The following is a 13,960-nucleotide window of genomic DNA, read 5'->3' on the forward strand; positions in this document are numbered from 1 at the left end:
ACCTCAAGCGGTAAACTCTTTAAGCACGGGGGGTTTGCTCTTGGGTTATCAGGCGTTGTACCGCCGGTGGCGCCCCCAGCGCTTCGGCGAGGTTGTCGGCCAGGAGCACGTGGTGCGCACCCTTAAAAACGCCCTCCTCTCCGGGCGCCTGGCCCACGCCTACCTTTTCTGCGGGCCGCGCGGCACGGGCAAGACCAGCACGGCCAAGATCCTGGCCAAGGCGCTGAACTGCCGGGAAAGGGAAGAAGCGGAGCCCTGCAACCGCTGCCCCAACTGCCGGGGCATTACCGCAGGGACTTCCCTGGACGTGGTGGAAATAGACGCCGCTTCCCACCGCGGCATAGACGAGGTGCGGGAGCTGCGGGAAAAGATGCGCTTTTCCCCTGTGGAGGCGGGCTACCGGGTTTACATCATTGACGAAGTGCATATGCTGACCACCGAGGCCTTTAACGCCCTGCTGAAGACCCTGGAGGAGCCCCCCGCCCATGTGCTCTTCGTCCTGGCCACCACCGAACCCCACCGTGTGCCCCTGACCATCCTCTCCCGCTGCCAGCGCTTTGACTTTCGCCCCCTGACCGCCGCGGAGATTGCTGGGCGGCTGCGGGAGGTGGCCGCGCAGGCCGGCGTGGAGCTGGAAGAAGGGGCGCTGCTGCTCATTGCCCGGGCGGCCGGCGGCAGCCTCCGCGACGCCCTCGCCCTGCTGGACCAGGCGGCGGCCTACGGCAACATGGTGGTAACCGCAGAGCACGTGCACCGCATCCTGGGCACGGTGGAGGAGGAGGCCGTGCGGGAGGCGGTACGGGCCCTGGTCGAAGGGCGGGCGGATGCGCTTTTAAGCCAGGTGGCCGCCCTGGCGGAAGAGGGGAAGGACCTGCGCCTGTTTGCCGCCGGCCTCGTTGCCCACCTGCGGGACCTCCTGGTGGAGCGGGTTTGCGGTGGCGCCGGCACCGGGGGGGTGACGCTGCACAAGGACCAGCTCCTGCGCGCGCTCACCATTTTAAACCGCGCGGAGCAGGAAATGAAGTGGGCCACCCAGCCCCGCATTGTGCTGGAGGTGGCGCTGGTGGAAGCGACCATGGTGCGGGAAGTGCCCTCCCTGTATGAGGTGGCCAGGCGCCTGGAAATGCTGGAGGAAAGGCTCAAAGGGGGCGGCAGCCTTCCCGGGAAAGGGAACGGGCAGCCGCCGGCACCTGCCGGCCACCGCGCGGAAGGCGGGGGCGGCGCCGCTTTAGTCCCTCCTGACGGCCGTCTCCTGGAGGAGATCCGGCAGCGCTGGCCGCAGATCCTGGACCTGGTGCGGGCAAGGAGCGTTCCCGTGTACAGCTATCTTGTCCGCAGCCGGCCCCACGAGGTGAGGGGAGGGACTTTGGTCCTGGCCTTTGGGCCCGATGACGATATGCTCAAGAACCGCCTGGCGGAGCCCCTTCACCGGCAGGTGGTGGAGGAAGTCCTGGAGGCGGTCATGCCCGGCCGCTGGGAGGTGCGCACCGCCGTGGTGGAGGGCCTTGTGCCGGAGGAACCCGAAGAGGAGGAAGAAGAGCTGGATGCCTCCAGTGCCATCAGGCTGTTTGGCGGGGAAGAGCTTATTTAACAACCGCAAAGGAGAGGTTTGCCGATGATGGGCCCGAACATGAGCAAGGTGTTAAAGCAGGTGCAGAAAATGCAGGCGGAGATGATGCGCCTGCAGGAAGAACTGGCCGGGCGTACCGTGGAGGCCACCGCCGGGGGCGGCGCGGTAAAGGCGGTGGCCAACGGGCGGCAGGAGATCGTGGCCCTGGAGATCAAGCCGGAAGCGGTGGATCCGGAAGACGTGGAGATGCTCGCCGACCTTATTATTTCCGCCGTCAACGGCGCCCTGGCCAGGTCCCGGGAGATGGTGGCGCAGGAGCTGGGCAAGATAACCGGAGGACTGTCCCTGCCCGGCCTCTTTTAGGGGTGAGGCAAGGTGAAGCACCTTCCCGGACCGGTGGCCCGCCTGGTGGAGGAGCTGGCCAAGCTGCCCGGCATCGGCCCCAAAACGGCGCAGCGACTGGCCTTTCACCTTTTAAACTCGCCGCCGGAAGTGGCCCGCGAGCTGGCCGGGGCCATTCTCCGGGCGCGGGAGGTGGTCCGCTACTGCTCCGTTTGCGCCAACCTCTCCGACCGGGAGGTATGCTCCATCTGTGCCGATCCCCAGCGGGATCGGGAGGTTATCTGCGTGGTCCAGGAGCCCAAGGACGTGCTGGCCATGGAAAAAAGCCGGGGCTACAACGGCCTCTACCACGTCTTGCAGGGGGTTATCTCCCCCCTGGCCGGCATCGGGCCGGAAAAGCTGACCATCAAGCAGCTGCTGGCCAGGCTCTCCGGGGGCGGCGTCAGAGAGGTCATCCTGGCCACCGACTCGGATGTAGAGGGCGACGCCACCGCCCTTTACCTGGCGCGGCTCATCAAGCCGCTGGGCATAAAGGTGACACGCATCGCCCACGGCCTCCCCGTGGGGGCCCACCTGGAGTACGCCGATGAGATGACCCTGGCCAAGGCCCTGGAAGGCCGGCGCGAGTGGCCTTAAAGGCATATGCCGCCATCCCGCACTCATAAAATCTTGATATAAAAGGAACGCTGGACAAGGGGTGGGATGGTGGATTTGAAGCTGGTTTTCTGGGGCCTGGTGGGGATCCTGGGCCTGGTGCTCGTGGGCAACGCCCTGTGGACGCCCTTGAAGTTCCTCCTGCGGGCGGCCTTTTGCCTGGCCACGGGCGGCATCTTGCTGGCGGGGGTAAATTTGCTCTTCGGGCATTGGGGGCTGCACATTGCCCTTAACCCCTTCACCCTCCTGCTGGCCGGGGTGCTGCAGGTGCCCGGTGTCATCCTTTTGGCTCTGTTAAGGTGCTTTTTTGTTTGATTTTTCCATGACCCGTCCTTTTGTTGACGGCTTTTTTGTTTTCGATTATACTAGTTGTGGCTTATTTTCTTTATGCCGTCCCGCAGGGTGGCACGCGGGGGTGGGGGCCATCGGCGAGCGCATCGTCGAAGCTTACGTGGGAGAGTATGCCAGCGGCAAGAGCGAGGTGGCCGTCAACCGGGCCCTCGCCCTCGCCCGCCAGGGCCGCCGGGTGAACCTCGTGGACCTGGACATCGTGGAGCCCTTTTATACCCTGCGCCCCATAAAGAAAAAGCTGGGGGAGCAGGGCGTAAACGTGCTGGCCTGGGACACCAGGGAAATGATCGGCCTGGGAGAAACGGGGCTGGTTTTTCGCCCGGCAAACCGCTGGGCCCTGCGCCTCCCGGGGGACGTGATCTTGGACGTCGGTTACGGCGTGGGCGGCGCCCGCACGCTCAACCTGGTGGAGGGCGCCGGTGAGGACCCGCACTTAAAGGTCCTGGCCGTGGTCAACATTGCCCGTCCCATGACCGCTACGGTGGAGGACATCGTGCAGTACGTGCAGACCCTGGGCCGCGTGGACGGCCTGATCAACAACAGCCACCTGGGCGGGGAAACCACCGTGGAGTTCGTGCAGGAGGGCGCGCGGGTGGTGGCGGAGGCGGCGCGCCGCCTGGGGCTGCCCGTAGTGGCCACCACCGTGCTGGAAGAGCTGGCGGCAAAGATGGGGCCGCGGGATGCCTGCGGGCATCCCGTTTGGCCCATCAGGCGATACATGGACCGGACGCTGTGGTAGCCCGGGAGCCCGTAAGGAGCACATAAAAATTGGTGGAGGTGTGCGGGAATTTATGCCTGGCAAGCCCATTGAAGGGGAAAAGCGCGTTTTCATGACCGGGAACGAGGTGGTGGCCTGGGCGGCCCTGGCCGCCGGGGCGGAGATCATGTACGGCTACCCCATCACGCCGCAGAACGAGATCATGCACTACTGGACCCGCCTGGCGCCCAAGTTTGGCCGCGAGTTCTTGCAGACGGAGGACGAGCTTTCGGCGGGATTTACCACCATCGGCGGGGTGCTGGCCGGCAAGAAGGCCTTTACGGCCACCGCGGGTCCGGGGAACACCCTCATGCAGGAGCCCATGTCCATGGCCGAGGCCATGCGCCTGCCCACCGTGGTGGTCATCCAGCAGCGCGGCGGCCCCTCCACGGGCACGGTGATTTACTCCCAGCAGGAAGTGACCATGACCACCCTGGGCGGCAACGGGGAAGGCATGCGTATCGTGTACTCCACGGCCACGCACCAGGAGCTATTCGACTACACCATCAAGGCCTTTAACACCGCGTGGAAGTACCGCTTCCCCACCTTTATCCTGGGGGACGGCTACCAGGCCAAGGCCCGGGAGCCCCTCACCATTTACGACCCCGAGCTGCGGGGGATAACCATGGTGCCGGCGGAGCCGCTGGTAGGCAAGCCCGGCGTGCCCGGCGTGGACAGGCCCCCCGTGCACCTGCGCAACACCTACAACGTGGAGGAAGAGCTCTACGAGCTGGTGGGCAGCCTGGTGAGGGATTTTGAGCGGATTGCTCCGGAGGTGGCCGAGTACGAGGCCTTTGGCTTAGACGACGCCGTGCTGGCGGTGGTTTCCCACGGCGTGGTCTCGCGGGCCTGCAAGGCTGCGGTGAAGGAACTGCGCGAGGCGGGGTACAAGGTGGGTTACTTCCGGCCCGTGACCCTGCGCCCGCTGGCCGTTCCGGCGCTGCAGGAGGCGGCGCAAAAAGCGGGGAGGTTCCTGGTGGTGGAGTCGGCCCAGGGCCAGCTGGCCAGGCTGCTCAAGGATGCCCTGTACGGGTCGACCGCGGAGATGCTCCCCCTGTACAAGCCCGGCATGGGCATCACGGCGGAAGACGTAGTGGCCCGCGTCAAGGAAATCTTGGGTTAAGCCTTAAAGGAGGTTTTGGCACATGGCGCTGCAACCAGCCATGCCCAGGAGCTGGCGTGCGGAGTCCAAGCCGCACAAGTTCTGCCCCGGCTGCGGCCACGGCCTGGTGCTCAAAGCGCTGGGCGAGGTCATTGACGAGCTGGGGATACAGGACCGCGCCGTTTTCGGCTGCGACATCGGCTGCTCCCTTTTGTCCTGGGATTTCTTTAACGTGGATACCGTGCAGACCCACCACGGGAGGACCACGCCGGTCATCGTGGGGTTGAAAAGGGCCAACCCCAATCTCATCGGCATAGCCTACATGGGCGACGGCGGCGGGTACGCCATTGGCTCCCAGCACCTGGTCAACTCTGCTTTCCGCAACGAAAAGATCACCGTCATCCTGGTCAACAACACCCAGTACGGCATGACCGGCGGACAGATGGCTCCCACCACCCTGCCGGGCCAGCAGACGGAAACCACCCCCTACGGGCGCGACCCGGAAAAGACCGGCTACCCCACCCAGGGACCGGAGATGGTGGCGGCCATAGCCCCCGAGGGCGCCTACGTGGCCCGGGGCACGGTGGCCAACTACCGCCAGCTGAAGGGCTTTATTAAAAAGGCCCTGGAGAACCAGATGGCCGGCAGGGGCTTTTCCTTTGTGGAGGTCCTTTCTACCTGCCCAACCAACTGGCGCACCAACGCCAAGGAAACGTGGCGCATGGTGGAGGAGGAAATGACCAAATACTTTAAGGTCGGGGAGCTGCGCGTGCCCGGGACTCCGCGGGAAGGGGGAAAGGACAATGGCTAAGGTGAGCAGGATCCTCCTGGCCGGCGAGGGCGGCCAGGGCGTGCAGTCGGTGGCGGAGATCCTGGCCGAGGCCGCCTACGAGGAAGGGCGCGAGGCCGTATACATCCCCAACTTCGGCGTGGAGCAGCGCGGCGGCGTATCCATTGCCTTTTTGCAGATATCCGACGAGCCCATCGGTTCGCCCAAATTTAACACGGGGGACATCGTGGTGGCCCTAAGCGGCCGCGCCGTGAGCCGCGTGCGCCAGTACGTGGGGCCCGAGACGGTCTTCGTCTACGACTCCAGCATCGAGGTGGAGAGGGAAGAGCTGCCCTCCCAGGCAAAGAGGATACTGGCCATCCCCGCCGTGGAAATTGCCAAGAAGGAACTGCACCCGCGGGTGTTTAACGTGCTCATCATGGGGGCGGTAATCAGGGCCACCGGGGTGGTTTCAGAGGAAGAAGCCAAGAAGGCCATTGAGAAAAGGCTGGGCTACAAGTTCGCGCAGGATCCCAAGCTGCGGGAGCTGAACTACCGGGCCCTGGAGCGGGGCATGGAACTGGTAGCCCAGGCCGGCTAAGGAGGTTTGCAGGTTTCATGGCGCGCGAGTTTAAGGCCAGGACCATTGACACGAAGAAAAGCGTGTGGACCATTTTCCCGGAACTGTGCAAGGGGTGCGGGCTCTGCATGGCCAAATGCCCGAAGCAGTGCCTGAGTTGGTCGGAGGTGCTGGGCGTTTACGGCACGCCCTCGGTGGAGCCCGATATAGAGTGCTGCATCGGCTGCGGCATCTGCCAGACCTACTGCCCGGACTGCGCCATCCTGGTGGTGCGCAAAAAAGAAGAAAAGAAGGCCGGCTGAAAAATAGCGGGCCCTTTCCCCGGCAGGGAAAGGGCCTTTATCTTAACGGCGGCAAAAAATTCGCCGCCGGTACCGGGTTTTGGGCGGGCAATAATAAAGTATGAGGGAGACTTCCCGGGTGTTCGTGCGGCATGTTACCCGGGCTTTTCCCGGCGGGCCAGGCGCTGCTGGCGGCTGATCATTTCTATTTCTTTGCGGATGACGAGGAGCGTGGCCGGGTCGCAGCCCGTGCGCCGGGCAATTTCCGCATCGGAAAGACCCTTTTTCCAGGCGCGGATGATTACCGGGACGTTGACCCGGTACTTGCGCGAAAGGCCATGCGCATCAATTTTGGCGGCGCTGCCCACTTTGCCACCACCCCTTTCTATGTGTTATTTTGGCCGGGCGGGGTGGGATTATGAGATTAAAGTAATGGCAGGCCAAGAAGCCGGCGGTATGGTAAAATAGAGGGCAGAACAAAATGCCGGGTGGATCTGGCCGCCATGATCAAAAGCCAAGAAGAAACGCCCTTGCTGGCTGCGGTGCTGGAGCACTGCCGCCGGCCTTATGCCCGCCTGCACGTGCCGGCGCACCGCCAGGGGCAGGCCGTGTTTGCCCCCTGGCGGCGGCACAGGGGCTTTTTAAAAATGGACCTCACGGAACTGCCCGGCCTCGACGACCTCCACGCTCCCGCCGGGGTTATTGCCGGGGCCCAGGAACTGGCCGCCGCCCTTTTTGGCGCCGACACCACCTTTTTCCTGGTCAACGGGAGCACCGCCGGGATCATGGCCCTGGTGGTGGCCCTCTGCGGGCCGGAGGAGGAGTTGCTCCTGCCCCGCTACGCCCACCGTGCCGTGCTGGGAGGGCTCGTTTTTTCCGGGGCCAGGCCCGTTTTCCTGGCCCCGGATTATCTGGAAGATTTTTATATCCCCCTGCCCCTAAAGGCGGAGACGGTGGCCGGGGCCGTAAGAAGGCACCCCGCGGCCAAGTGCCTCCTGGCGGTGCACCCCACCTACTACGGCCTCTGCGGGGACCTGGGGGCGCAGGCCGCTGCCGCCCACGCCGCCGGCATACCCCTCGTGGTCGACGAGGCCCACGGGGTCCATTTTGCCTTTCACGAGGCCTTCCCGCCCCCGGCCCTGGCCTGCGGCGCGGACGCGGCGGTACAGAGCCTGCACAAGACGGGCGGCTCCCTTACCCAGTCCTCCCTCCTGCACCTAAAGGGCGCCCGGGTGGACGCGGCCAGGGTAAAGGCGGCCCTTTCCTGGCTGCAGACCACCAGCCCCTCATACCTCCTCATGGCCTCCTTAGACGGCGCCAGGTGGCAGCTGGCGAGGGAGGGCCGCCGTCTGCTGGAGTCCGCCCTGGAGCTGGCCTCCTTCCTGCGGCGGGAAATCTCGCGCCTCCCGGGCCTCCTGGTGCTAGGGGAAGAGCACCTGGGCGGCACGGGTGCCGCCCGTGCCGATCCCACCCGGCTGGTGATCAACGTGCGCCGCCTGGGCCTCTCCGGCTACGCGGTGGCGGGCCTATTGGCCCGCGAGCACGGCGTGCTGGTGGAAATGGCCGATTACACCAACCTGGTGGCGTTGGTGGGCATCGGCACCACCAGGAGGGATGCGGAGGCGCTCCGGCGGGGCCTGAAAGAAATTTCCCGGCGGCACGCCGGCTCCCGCCCCCTCCCTCCCCCGCCTGACCTGCCGCCCCTACCCCCCGCGAGGCTCACACCCCGGGAAGCCTGGCTGGCCCCGTGCCGGTACCTTCCCCTGGCGGAGTGTGCCGGGCGCGTGAGCGCAGAGGCGGTTTGCGTCTCCCCTCCGGGGATACCCCTGGTGTACCCCGGGGAGGAAATTACCCCGGAAGTCATCGAATACTTAAAGTGGCTCCGCGCGCACGTGCCCGCGGTGCAGGGGCCCGCGGACCCGCGGCTGGAGGGTATCCGGGTGGTGGACGGGTGAAGGGCTTTTTTGTTGCCTTTGAGGGCATTGACGGGGTGGGCAAGACCACCCAGGCCGGCCTCTTGGCCGCCGCGCTGGCCGGGAAGGGCTACCCGGTGCTGTCCACCAGGGAGCCCGGCGGCACCGCGCTGGGAGAAAAACTCCGCGGCCTCCTTCTGGACCGCGACCTGGCCCCGGCGCCCTGGACGGAAGTTTTCCTTTACGCGGCCTGCCGGGCCCAGCACGTGGCGGAGAAAATACGCCCCGCCCTGGAAAAGGGGCAGGTGGTTATTGCCGACCGCTTTTTGGATTCCACGCTGGCCTACCAGGGCTTCGGGCGGGGGCTGGCCCTGGAAGAGCTGGAACGCATAAGCCTGCTGGCGGCAGGGGGTCTGGTGCCGGATCTTACGGTGCTTTTGGACATGCCCGTGGAGGAGGCCCTGGGCAGGCTTGCCGGGAAGCCGGACCGGCTGGAGGGCGAGGGAAGGGAATTTTTCCGGCGGGTGCGCCGGGGCTACCTCTGGCTGGCCGCCAGGCACCCCGATAGGTACCTGGTACTGGATGCCCGGCTGTCCCCGCTGGAGCTGCACCGCGCCATTTTGGAGGCGTTTGAGGTTAAGGCGCGATGAAGTGGGAAAAGATCATTGGGCACAGGGAAAATGTGCTGGCCCTGCGCCAGGCCGTGGCCGCGGGCAGGGTGGGCCACGCCTACCTTTTTGCCGGCCCCCGGGGTGTGGGCAAGACCGCCGTGGCCCGCGCCTTTGCCGCCGCCCTTTTGTGCCCCGCGCCCGCGGCAGGCGAGGCCTGCGGTCGTTGCCGGGACTGCCGCCAGCTGGCGGCGGGAAACCACCCGGAGTTGCAGGAAATACGCCCCGACGGGGCCTCCATAAAGATCGACCAGGTGCGCGAGCTGCAGCGCGTGGCCTACCTCACCCCCCGCCAGGGGAGCCGCCGCGTTTTCCTGGTGGAGGAGGCGGACCTTTTGACCCGCGAGGCGGCCAACAGCTTTTTAAAGGTGCTGGAAGAGCCTCCGGAGCGTACGGTAATTATCCTGCTCTCCAGCCGCCCCCAGGCGCTGCCGCCCACCGTGCTTTCCCGCTGCCAGGTCTTTACCTTCCGGCCCCTCCCGGTTAGAGAAGTAGAGGAGGTTCTGGTTAGGGAGGCAAAGTTGGCGCCGGAGGTGGCCGGGGAGGTGGCCCTACTTTCCGGGGGCAGCCCGGGGAGGGCCCTTGAGCTGGCCCGCGGAGACTTTGCGGAGCTGCGCCGCAGGGCCTGCGGCCTGCCCGGCATGCTGCGGCAGTCCCCCGTACTGGAAGTCTTTCGCCAGGCGGCCCTCCTGGCCGAGGACCGCGAGAGAGCCCTGACCTTCCTGGATTTGCTGGAGGCCTGGCTGCGCGACCTGCTGGTCTGGCGGGAAACGTCCGCGGAAAGGCTGCTCATAAACCGCGACCGGGTTTCCCTGGTGCGGCAGGAGGCTGCCGCTTACCGGCGCCGGGACCTGGTGGGGCTGCTCAAGCAGGTGGGGGCGACCAAAGAGCTGCTGCGCGCCAACGCCAACACCAGGCTGGCCCTGGAGGTGTTGTTTTTGCGCCTGGCGGGGGCGAGAGCCGGAAGGGAGGAGTAAATAATGGCCTGCCGCGTAGTCGGCGTGCGCTTTCGGCGGGCAGGGAAGATATATTACTTTGACCCGGGGGAGTACCACTTAAAACCCGGCGACCAGGTCATTGTGGAAACCGCGCGGGGGATTGAGAACGGGGAGGTGGTCCTGGGGCCGCGCGAGGTGGGCGAGGAGGAGGTGGCCGCGCCGCTGAAAAAGATCATCCGCCCGGCCACGCCGGAGGACCTGGAAAGGATAAAGCTGAAAAAGGAGAAGGAGCGGGAGGCCTTTTACATCTGCCTGGAGAAGATTGCCGCCCACGGCCTGCCCATGAAGCTGGTGGAGGTGGAGCAGACCTTTGACGGCAGCAAGATCATTTTTTACTTCACGGCCGAAGGGCGGGTGGATTTCCGCGAGCTGGTCAAGGACCTGGCCGCCGTTTTCCGCACGCGCATTGAACTGCGGCAAATCGGGGTGAGGGACGAGGCCAAGCTGCGCGGGGGCCTGGGCTGCTGCGGCCGGGAACTCTGCTGCAACACCTGGCTGTGCGATTTTACCTCCGTTTCCATCCGCATGGCCAAGGACCAGAACCTTTCCCTGAACCCCGCCAAAATATCCGGCCTGTGCGGTCGCCTGATGTGCTGTTTGAAGTTTGAAAACGAGATCTACGAGGAGGCCAAGGCCGAGCACCCGGAAATCGGCTGCCGCGTGATTACCCCAGACGGCGAGGGCAGGGTGGCGGCGGTAAACATTTTCCGCAAGACCGTGGTGGTGGAATTAAAGGAGAGCAAGCTGCACAAGGAGTACGCCTTTCACCAGGTAATTTCATTAAAGGCAAGGGGTGAGCAGGGTGGAGGCTCTGACCAGCTTGTTGAAGGAAATGGAGGCCAGACTGCAGGCCCTGCAGGCAGATCTGGGGAAGCTGAAGCGGCAGGCCCGCCTACTGGCGGAGGAAAATGAGCGGCTGCGGCACGAGCTGGCCAGAGCCTACGGGCAAGATGCCGGGGAGGGCTCCCTGAAGGGGGGCCTGCGCAACCTCTGGGACCTATATCAGCAGGGCTTTCACGTCTGCAACGTCCACTTCGGGCGCCTGCGGGTCCAGGAATGCCTGTTTTGCGAGGCCTTCTGGCGCCGGGAGCGGGGCGCGGCAAAATGAGCGGCAAGGGGGTGCTCTACCTCTGCGCCACCCCCATCGGCAACCTGGAGGATATCACCTTGCGGGCCCTGCGGGTGCTGAAGGAAGTGGACCTCATTGCCGCCGAGGACACCAGGCACACGAAAAAGCTCCTCAACCACTACGGTATTAAAAAGCCCCTGCTCAGCTACCACGAGCACAACCGCCGCCAAAGGGGCAGGGAGCTGTTGTCACGCCTCCTGGCCGGCCAGAAAATTGCCCTGGTGACCGATGCCGGCACGCCGGGCATTTCCGACCCCGGGGCGGAGCTGGTCGCCCTGGCCGTGGCCGAGGGCATTCCCGTGGTGGCGCTGCCCGGGCCCAGCGCGGCCATCACGGCCCTAGTGGTTTCCGGCCTGCCCACATCGTCCTTTTGCTTTGAGGGCTTCCTGCCCGCAGCAAGGGGAGCGCGGCGCCGCCGGCTGGAAGAGCTGAAAAAGGAAAAGCGGACCCTCATTTTTTACGAGGCCCCGCACCGCCTGCTGGAAACGCTGGCCGACATGCTGGAGGTCCTGGGCGACCGCCCGGTGGCCGTGGCCAGGGAGTTAACCAAGGTGCACGAGGAGGTGTGGCGGGGAAAACTCGCCGGGGCCCTGGAGCATTTTCGCCAGCACCCGCCGCGGGGGGAGTTCACCCTGGTGGTGGGCGGCGCCCCGCCGGAAGATGAGGAGGGCAGCGGGGCGGGCCTTTCCCCCGCCGCGCACGTGGCCCTTCTGGTGGAGATGGGCTACAGCAAAAAGGAGGCCATAAAGGAGGTGGCCAGGCAGCACCGCCTGCCCAAGCGCCTGGTTTACGAAGAAGTTCACCGGGGGGAAGAAAAATAAAAGCAAAAAGAGGGCCGGGACGGGAGAACACTTTCCGGCCCCCTGGCAGGAAGGAATGCTTACATGGCCTTGGCGTGCTCGTACATCTCCATGGCGCAGTTCTTGCAGACAAGCTTGCCGCGGAAGTGCTTGACGTCGGAAGCGTTGCCGCAGAAAATGCAGGCGGGCTCGTACTTCTTGAGGATGATCTTTTCGTTGTCGACGTAGATTTCCATGGCGTCCTTTTCGTCAATCCCCAGGGTGCGCCGCAGCTCGATGGGGATGACTATGCGGCCGAGTTCGTCCACCTTTCTCACTACTCCCGTGGACTTCACTACTTCCCCTCCCCTCTATTGACATATTTCGACAATAAGTTATAAGATTGTACAAGTAAATGGTACCAAGTGTCCCAGTTAAAGTCAATAGGATTTGTATTTTTTTGTATAAATTTCGCCCGGCGTGGGAAAACTTGACAGATGCTGGTCAGGAGGGATGCCGTTTTGAAGAAAACATTCTACATTACCACGCCCATCTATTACCCCAGCGACCGCCTGCACATCGGCCACGCCTACACCACGGTGGCCGCCGACGCCCTGGCCCGTTTCAAGCGCCTCACGGGGTACGAAGTCTGGTTTTTGACGGGCTCGGACGAGCATGGCCAGAAGATTGAACGCACGGCCCGCGCCAAGGGGATGACCCCCAAAGAATACGTGGACCAGATTGTGGCCAGCTTCAAGCACCTGTGGGCCAGCCTGGACATAAGCTACAACGACTTCATCCGCACCACCGAGGAGCGCCACAAGAGGGTGGTACAGGCCATCTTCCAGAAGCTCTACGACCAGGGGGACATCTACAAGGCCTCCTACCAGGGCTGGTACTGCACCCCCTGCGAGACCTTCTGGACGGAAAGCCGCCTGGTGGACGGCAAGTGCCCGGACTGCGGTCGCCCCGTGGAGTTCACGCAGGAAGAAAGCTACTTTTTTCGCCTCTCCAGGTACGCCGACCGCCTCCTGCGCTACATCGAGGAAAACCCCGATTTTATTTTGCCGCCCTCCCGCCGCAACGAGATGATCAGCTTTATCAAGGGCGGCCTGGAGGACCTTTGCGTCTCCCGCACCACCTTTGACTGGGGCATACCCGTGCCCTTTGACCCCCGGCACGTCATTTACGTGTGGGTGGACGCCCTGACCAACTACGTTTCCGCCCTGGGCTACGGCAGCGACGACGACGAGCTTTTCCGCAAGTTCTGGCCGGCGGATGTGCATCTAGTGGGCAAGGACATCGTGCGCTTCCACAGCGTCATCTGGCCCATCATCCTCATGGCCGCGGGCATCGAGCTGCCGCGCCAGGTGGTGGGCCACGGCTGGCTGTTGCTGGAGAGCGGCAAGATGAGCAAGTCCAAGGGCAACGTGGTAGACCCGCTGGTGCTCATTGAAAAGTACGGCTCGGACGCCGTGCGCTACTACCTGCTGCGGGAGCTGCCCTTCGGGGCCGACGGCTATTACTCCGAGGAGGCCCTGGTCAACCGCATTAACACCGACCTGGCCAACGACCTGGGCAACCTGGTGAGCCGCACCCTGGGTATGATGGAAAAGTACACCGGGGGGCGGCTGGAAGACCCCGGCCCCGTGGAGGGCGTCGACGAGGACCTCATCGAGCTGGCCCTGCAGACCCCGACGGCGGTGGAGGAGCTGATGGACCGCCGGGAGCTGTCCGCGGCCCTGGCGGCCATCTGGAGGCTGGTTAACCGCGCCAACAAGTACGTGGACGAGACGGAGCCCTGGGCCTTAAACCGCGACCCCGCCCGGCGGGAGCGCCTCTGCCGCGTGCTCTACAACCTGGCCGAGTGCGTGCGCTTTATAGGGGTGCTCGTCGGGCCCTTCATGCCCAGGACGCCGGAGCGCATCTGGCGCCAGCTAGGCATAGCCGACCGCCCGGACCTCCACACCTGGGAGTCTCTGCGCTGGGGGCGCCTGCCGGCGGGCTTAACGGTGCGCCGCACAGAAATCCTCTTCCCGCGCATCGACCCGGGGAGCCTGGGGTGAG

General features: G+C 64.8%; 18 protein-coding genes. 16 read left to right on the forward strand and 2 right to left on the reverse strand.

The genetic code is table 11. The annotated features are described in order from the left end of the window. Positions 1–40 precede the first annotated feature (40 nt). The 9 genes from dnaX (at position 41) to G454_RS0101305 (ending at position 6,427) form a co-directional block, all read left to right on the forward strand. On the forward strand, positions 41–1,591 hold the full coding sequence (dnaX, locus tag G454_RS0101265; protein ID WP_027717119.1) for a DNA polymerase III subunit gamma/tau: 1,551 nt from the start codon (positions 41–43) through the stop codon (positions 1,589–1,591). A gap of 39 nt (positions 1,592–1,630) precedes the next feature. Beyond that, entirely contained in the window at positions 1,631–1,933 is a 303-nt protein-coding gene (locus tag G454_RS0101270) for a YbaB/EbfC family nucleoid-associated protein (RefSeq protein WP_281168428.1), read from the forward strand. Positions 1,934–1,945: 12 nt separating this feature from the next. Further along, a complete protein-coding gene (gene recR, locus G454_RS0101275) occupies positions 1,946–2,548 on the forward strand; it encodes a recombination mediator RecR (RefSeq protein ID WP_027717121.1) in 603 nt (200 codons plus the stop codon). Positions 2,549–2,617: 69 nt separating this feature from the next. Next, positions 2,618–2,881: a pro-sigmaK processing inhibitor BofA family protein gene (locus G454_RS0101280; RefSeq protein ID WP_027717122.1), complete on the forward strand. Its 264-nt coding sequence runs from the start codon at positions 2,618–2,620 to the stop codon at positions 2,879–2,881. 100 nt (positions 2,882–2,981) lie between these two features. Further along, a complete protein-coding gene (locus G454_RS0101285; protein WP_084413177.1) occupies positions 2,982–3,656 on the forward strand; it encodes a hypothetical protein in 675 nt (224 codons plus the stop codon). Between the two features lie 52 nt (positions 3,657–3,708). Then, positions 3,709–4,797: a ferredoxin oxidoreductase gene (locus G454_RS0101290; RefSeq protein ID WP_027717124.1), complete on the forward strand. Its 1,089-nt coding sequence runs from the start codon at positions 3,709–3,711 to the stop codon at positions 4,795–4,797. A 22-nt stretch (positions 4,798–4,819) separates the two neighbouring features. Further along, positions 4,820–5,587: a thiamine pyrophosphate-dependent enzyme gene (locus G454_RS0101295; protein ID WP_027717125.1), complete on the forward strand. Its 768-nt coding sequence runs from the start codon at positions 4,820–4,822 to the stop codon at positions 5,585–5,587. Beyond that, positions 5,580–6,146: a 2-oxoacid:ferredoxin oxidoreductase subunit gamma family protein gene (locus tag G454_RS0101300; protein ID WP_027717126.1), complete on the forward strand. Its 567-nt coding sequence runs from the start codon at positions 5,580–5,582 to the stop codon at positions 6,144–6,146. Before G454_RS0101295 ends, G454_RS0101300 begins: the two co-directional genes overlap by 8 nt. Before the next feature lie 17 nt (positions 6,147–6,163). Then, entirely contained in the window at positions 6,164–6,427 is a 264-nt protein-coding gene (locus G454_RS0101305; RefSeq protein ID WP_027717127.1) for a 4Fe-4S dicluster domain-containing protein, read from the forward strand. Positions 6,428–6,561: 134 nt separating this feature from the next. Here G454_RS0101305 and G454_RS17195 read toward each other — a convergent pair whose 3' ends face one another. After that, entirely contained in the window at positions 6,562–6,774 is a 213-nt protein-coding gene (locus tag G454_RS17195; protein WP_035106384.1) for a hypothetical protein, read from the reverse strand. Between the two features lie 135 nt (positions 6,775–6,909). Between G454_RS17195 and G454_RS0101315 the strand changes: the two genes are divergently transcribed. Genes G454_RS0101315 through rsmI form a run of 6 tightly spaced genes read left to right on the forward strand, consistent with a single transcriptional unit; the run spans position 6,910 to position 11,935 of the window. Continuing rightward, entirely contained in the window at positions 6,910–8,361 is a 1,452-nt protein-coding gene (locus G454_RS0101315; protein ID WP_035106431.1) for an aminotransferase class I/II-fold pyridoxal phosphate-dependent enzyme, read from the forward strand. Continuing rightward, positions 8,358–8,969, forward strand: a complete 612-nt coding sequence (tmk, locus tag G454_RS0101320; protein WP_027717129.1) for a dTMP kinase — start codon at positions 8,358–8,360, stop codon at positions 8,967–8,969. Before G454_RS0101315 ends, tmk begins: the two co-directional genes overlap by 4 nt. Beyond that, positions 8,966–9,964 (forward strand): DNA polymerase III subunit delta', encoded by a 999-nt coding sequence (gene holB, locus G454_RS0101325; protein ID WP_027717130.1) that lies wholly within the window; start codon positions 8,966–8,968, stop codon positions 9,962–9,964. The genes tmk and holB overlap by 4 nt, the downstream gene beginning before the upstream one ends. Before the next feature lie 3 nt (positions 9,965–9,967). Then, on the forward strand, positions 9,968–10,897 hold the full coding sequence (locus tag G454_RS0101330; protein ID WP_027717131.1) for a PSP1 domain-containing protein: 930 nt from the start codon (positions 9,968–9,970) through the stop codon (positions 10,895–10,897). Then, on the forward strand, positions 10,818–11,093 hold the full coding sequence (locus tag G454_RS0101335; RefSeq protein ID WP_027717132.1) for an initiation control protein YabA: 276 nt from the start codon (positions 10,818–10,820) through the stop codon (positions 11,091–11,093). Before G454_RS0101330 ends, G454_RS0101335 begins: the two co-directional genes overlap by 80 nt. After that, entirely contained in the window at positions 11,090–11,935 is an 846-nt protein-coding gene (gene rsmI, locus G454_RS0101340) for a 16S rRNA (cytidine(1402)-2'-O)-methyltransferase (RefSeq protein WP_027717133.1), read from the forward strand. Before G454_RS0101335 ends, rsmI begins: the two co-directional genes overlap by 4 nt. A gap of 59 nt (positions 11,936–11,994) precedes the next feature. Here rsmI and G454_RS0101345 read toward each other — a convergent pair whose 3' ends face one another. Beyond that, positions 11,995–12,249 carry an AbrB/MazE/SpoVT family DNA-binding domain-containing protein gene (locus G454_RS0101345; protein WP_027717134.1) on the reverse strand — a complete coding sequence of 85 codons (255 nt, stop codon included), beginning with the start codon at positions 12,247–12,249 and terminating at the stop codon, positions 11,995–11,997. A gap of 165 nt (positions 12,250–12,414) precedes the next feature. On the opposite strand from G454_RS0101345, the gene metG reads away from it, so the two are divergent. Further along, a complete protein-coding gene (gene metG / locus G454_RS0101350) occupies positions 12,415–13,959 on the forward strand; it encodes a methionine--tRNA ligase (RefSeq protein WP_027717135.1) in 1,545 nt (514 codons plus the stop codon). Position 13,960: the final 1 nt, after the last annotated feature.

The organism is Desulfovirgula thermocuniculi DSM 16036 (assembly GCF_000429345.1).
In the GTDB taxonomy this organism is placed as follows: domain Bacteria; phylum Bacillota; class Desulfotomaculia; order Desulfotomaculales; family Desulfovirgulaceae; genus Desulfovirgula; species Desulfovirgula thermocuniculi.

Excerpts from the sequence above, each read along its gene's own strand:
- G454_RS0101295 (WP_027717125.1), top strand. The coding sequence starts at position 4,820 with ATGGCGCTGCAACCAGCCATGCCCAGGAGCTGGCGTGCGGAGTCCAAG.
- rsmI (WP_027717133.1), top strand. The coding sequence starts at position 11,090 with ATGAGCGGCAAGGGGGTGCTCTACCTCTGCGCCACCCCCATCGGCAAC.
- G454_RS0101330 (WP_027717131.1), top strand. The coding sequence starts at position 9,968 with ATGGCCTGCCGCGTAGTCGGCGTGCGCTTTCGGCGGGCAGGGAAGATA.
- holB (WP_027717130.1), top strand. The coding sequence starts at position 8,966 with ATGAAGTGGGAAAAGATCATTGGGCACAGGGAAAATGTGCTGGCCCTG.
- G454_RS0101315 (WP_035106431.1), top strand. The coding sequence starts at position 6,910 with ATGATCAAAAGCCAAGAAGAAACGCCCTTGCTGGCTGCGGTGCTGGAG.
- G454_RS0101305 (WP_027717127.1), top strand. The coding sequence starts at position 6,164 with ATGGCGCGCGAGTTTAAGGCCAGGACCATTGACACGAAGAAAAGCGTG.
- G454_RS0101300 (WP_027717126.1), top strand. The coding sequence starts at position 5,580 with ATGGCTAAGGTGAGCAGGATCCTCCTGGCCGGCGAGGGCGGCCAGGGC.
- G454_RS0101270 (WP_281168428.1), top strand. The coding sequence starts at position 1,631 with ATGAGCAAGGTGTTAAAGCAGGTGCAGAAAATGCAGGCGGAGATGATG.
- G454_RS0101335 (WP_027717132.1), top strand. The coding sequence starts at position 10,818 with ATGGAGGCCAGACTGCAGGCCCTGCAGGCAGATCTGGGGAAGCTGAAG.
- G454_RS0101290 (WP_027717124.1), top strand. The coding sequence starts at position 3,709 with ATGCCTGGCAAGCCCATTGAAGGGGAAAAGCGCGTTTTCATGACCGGG.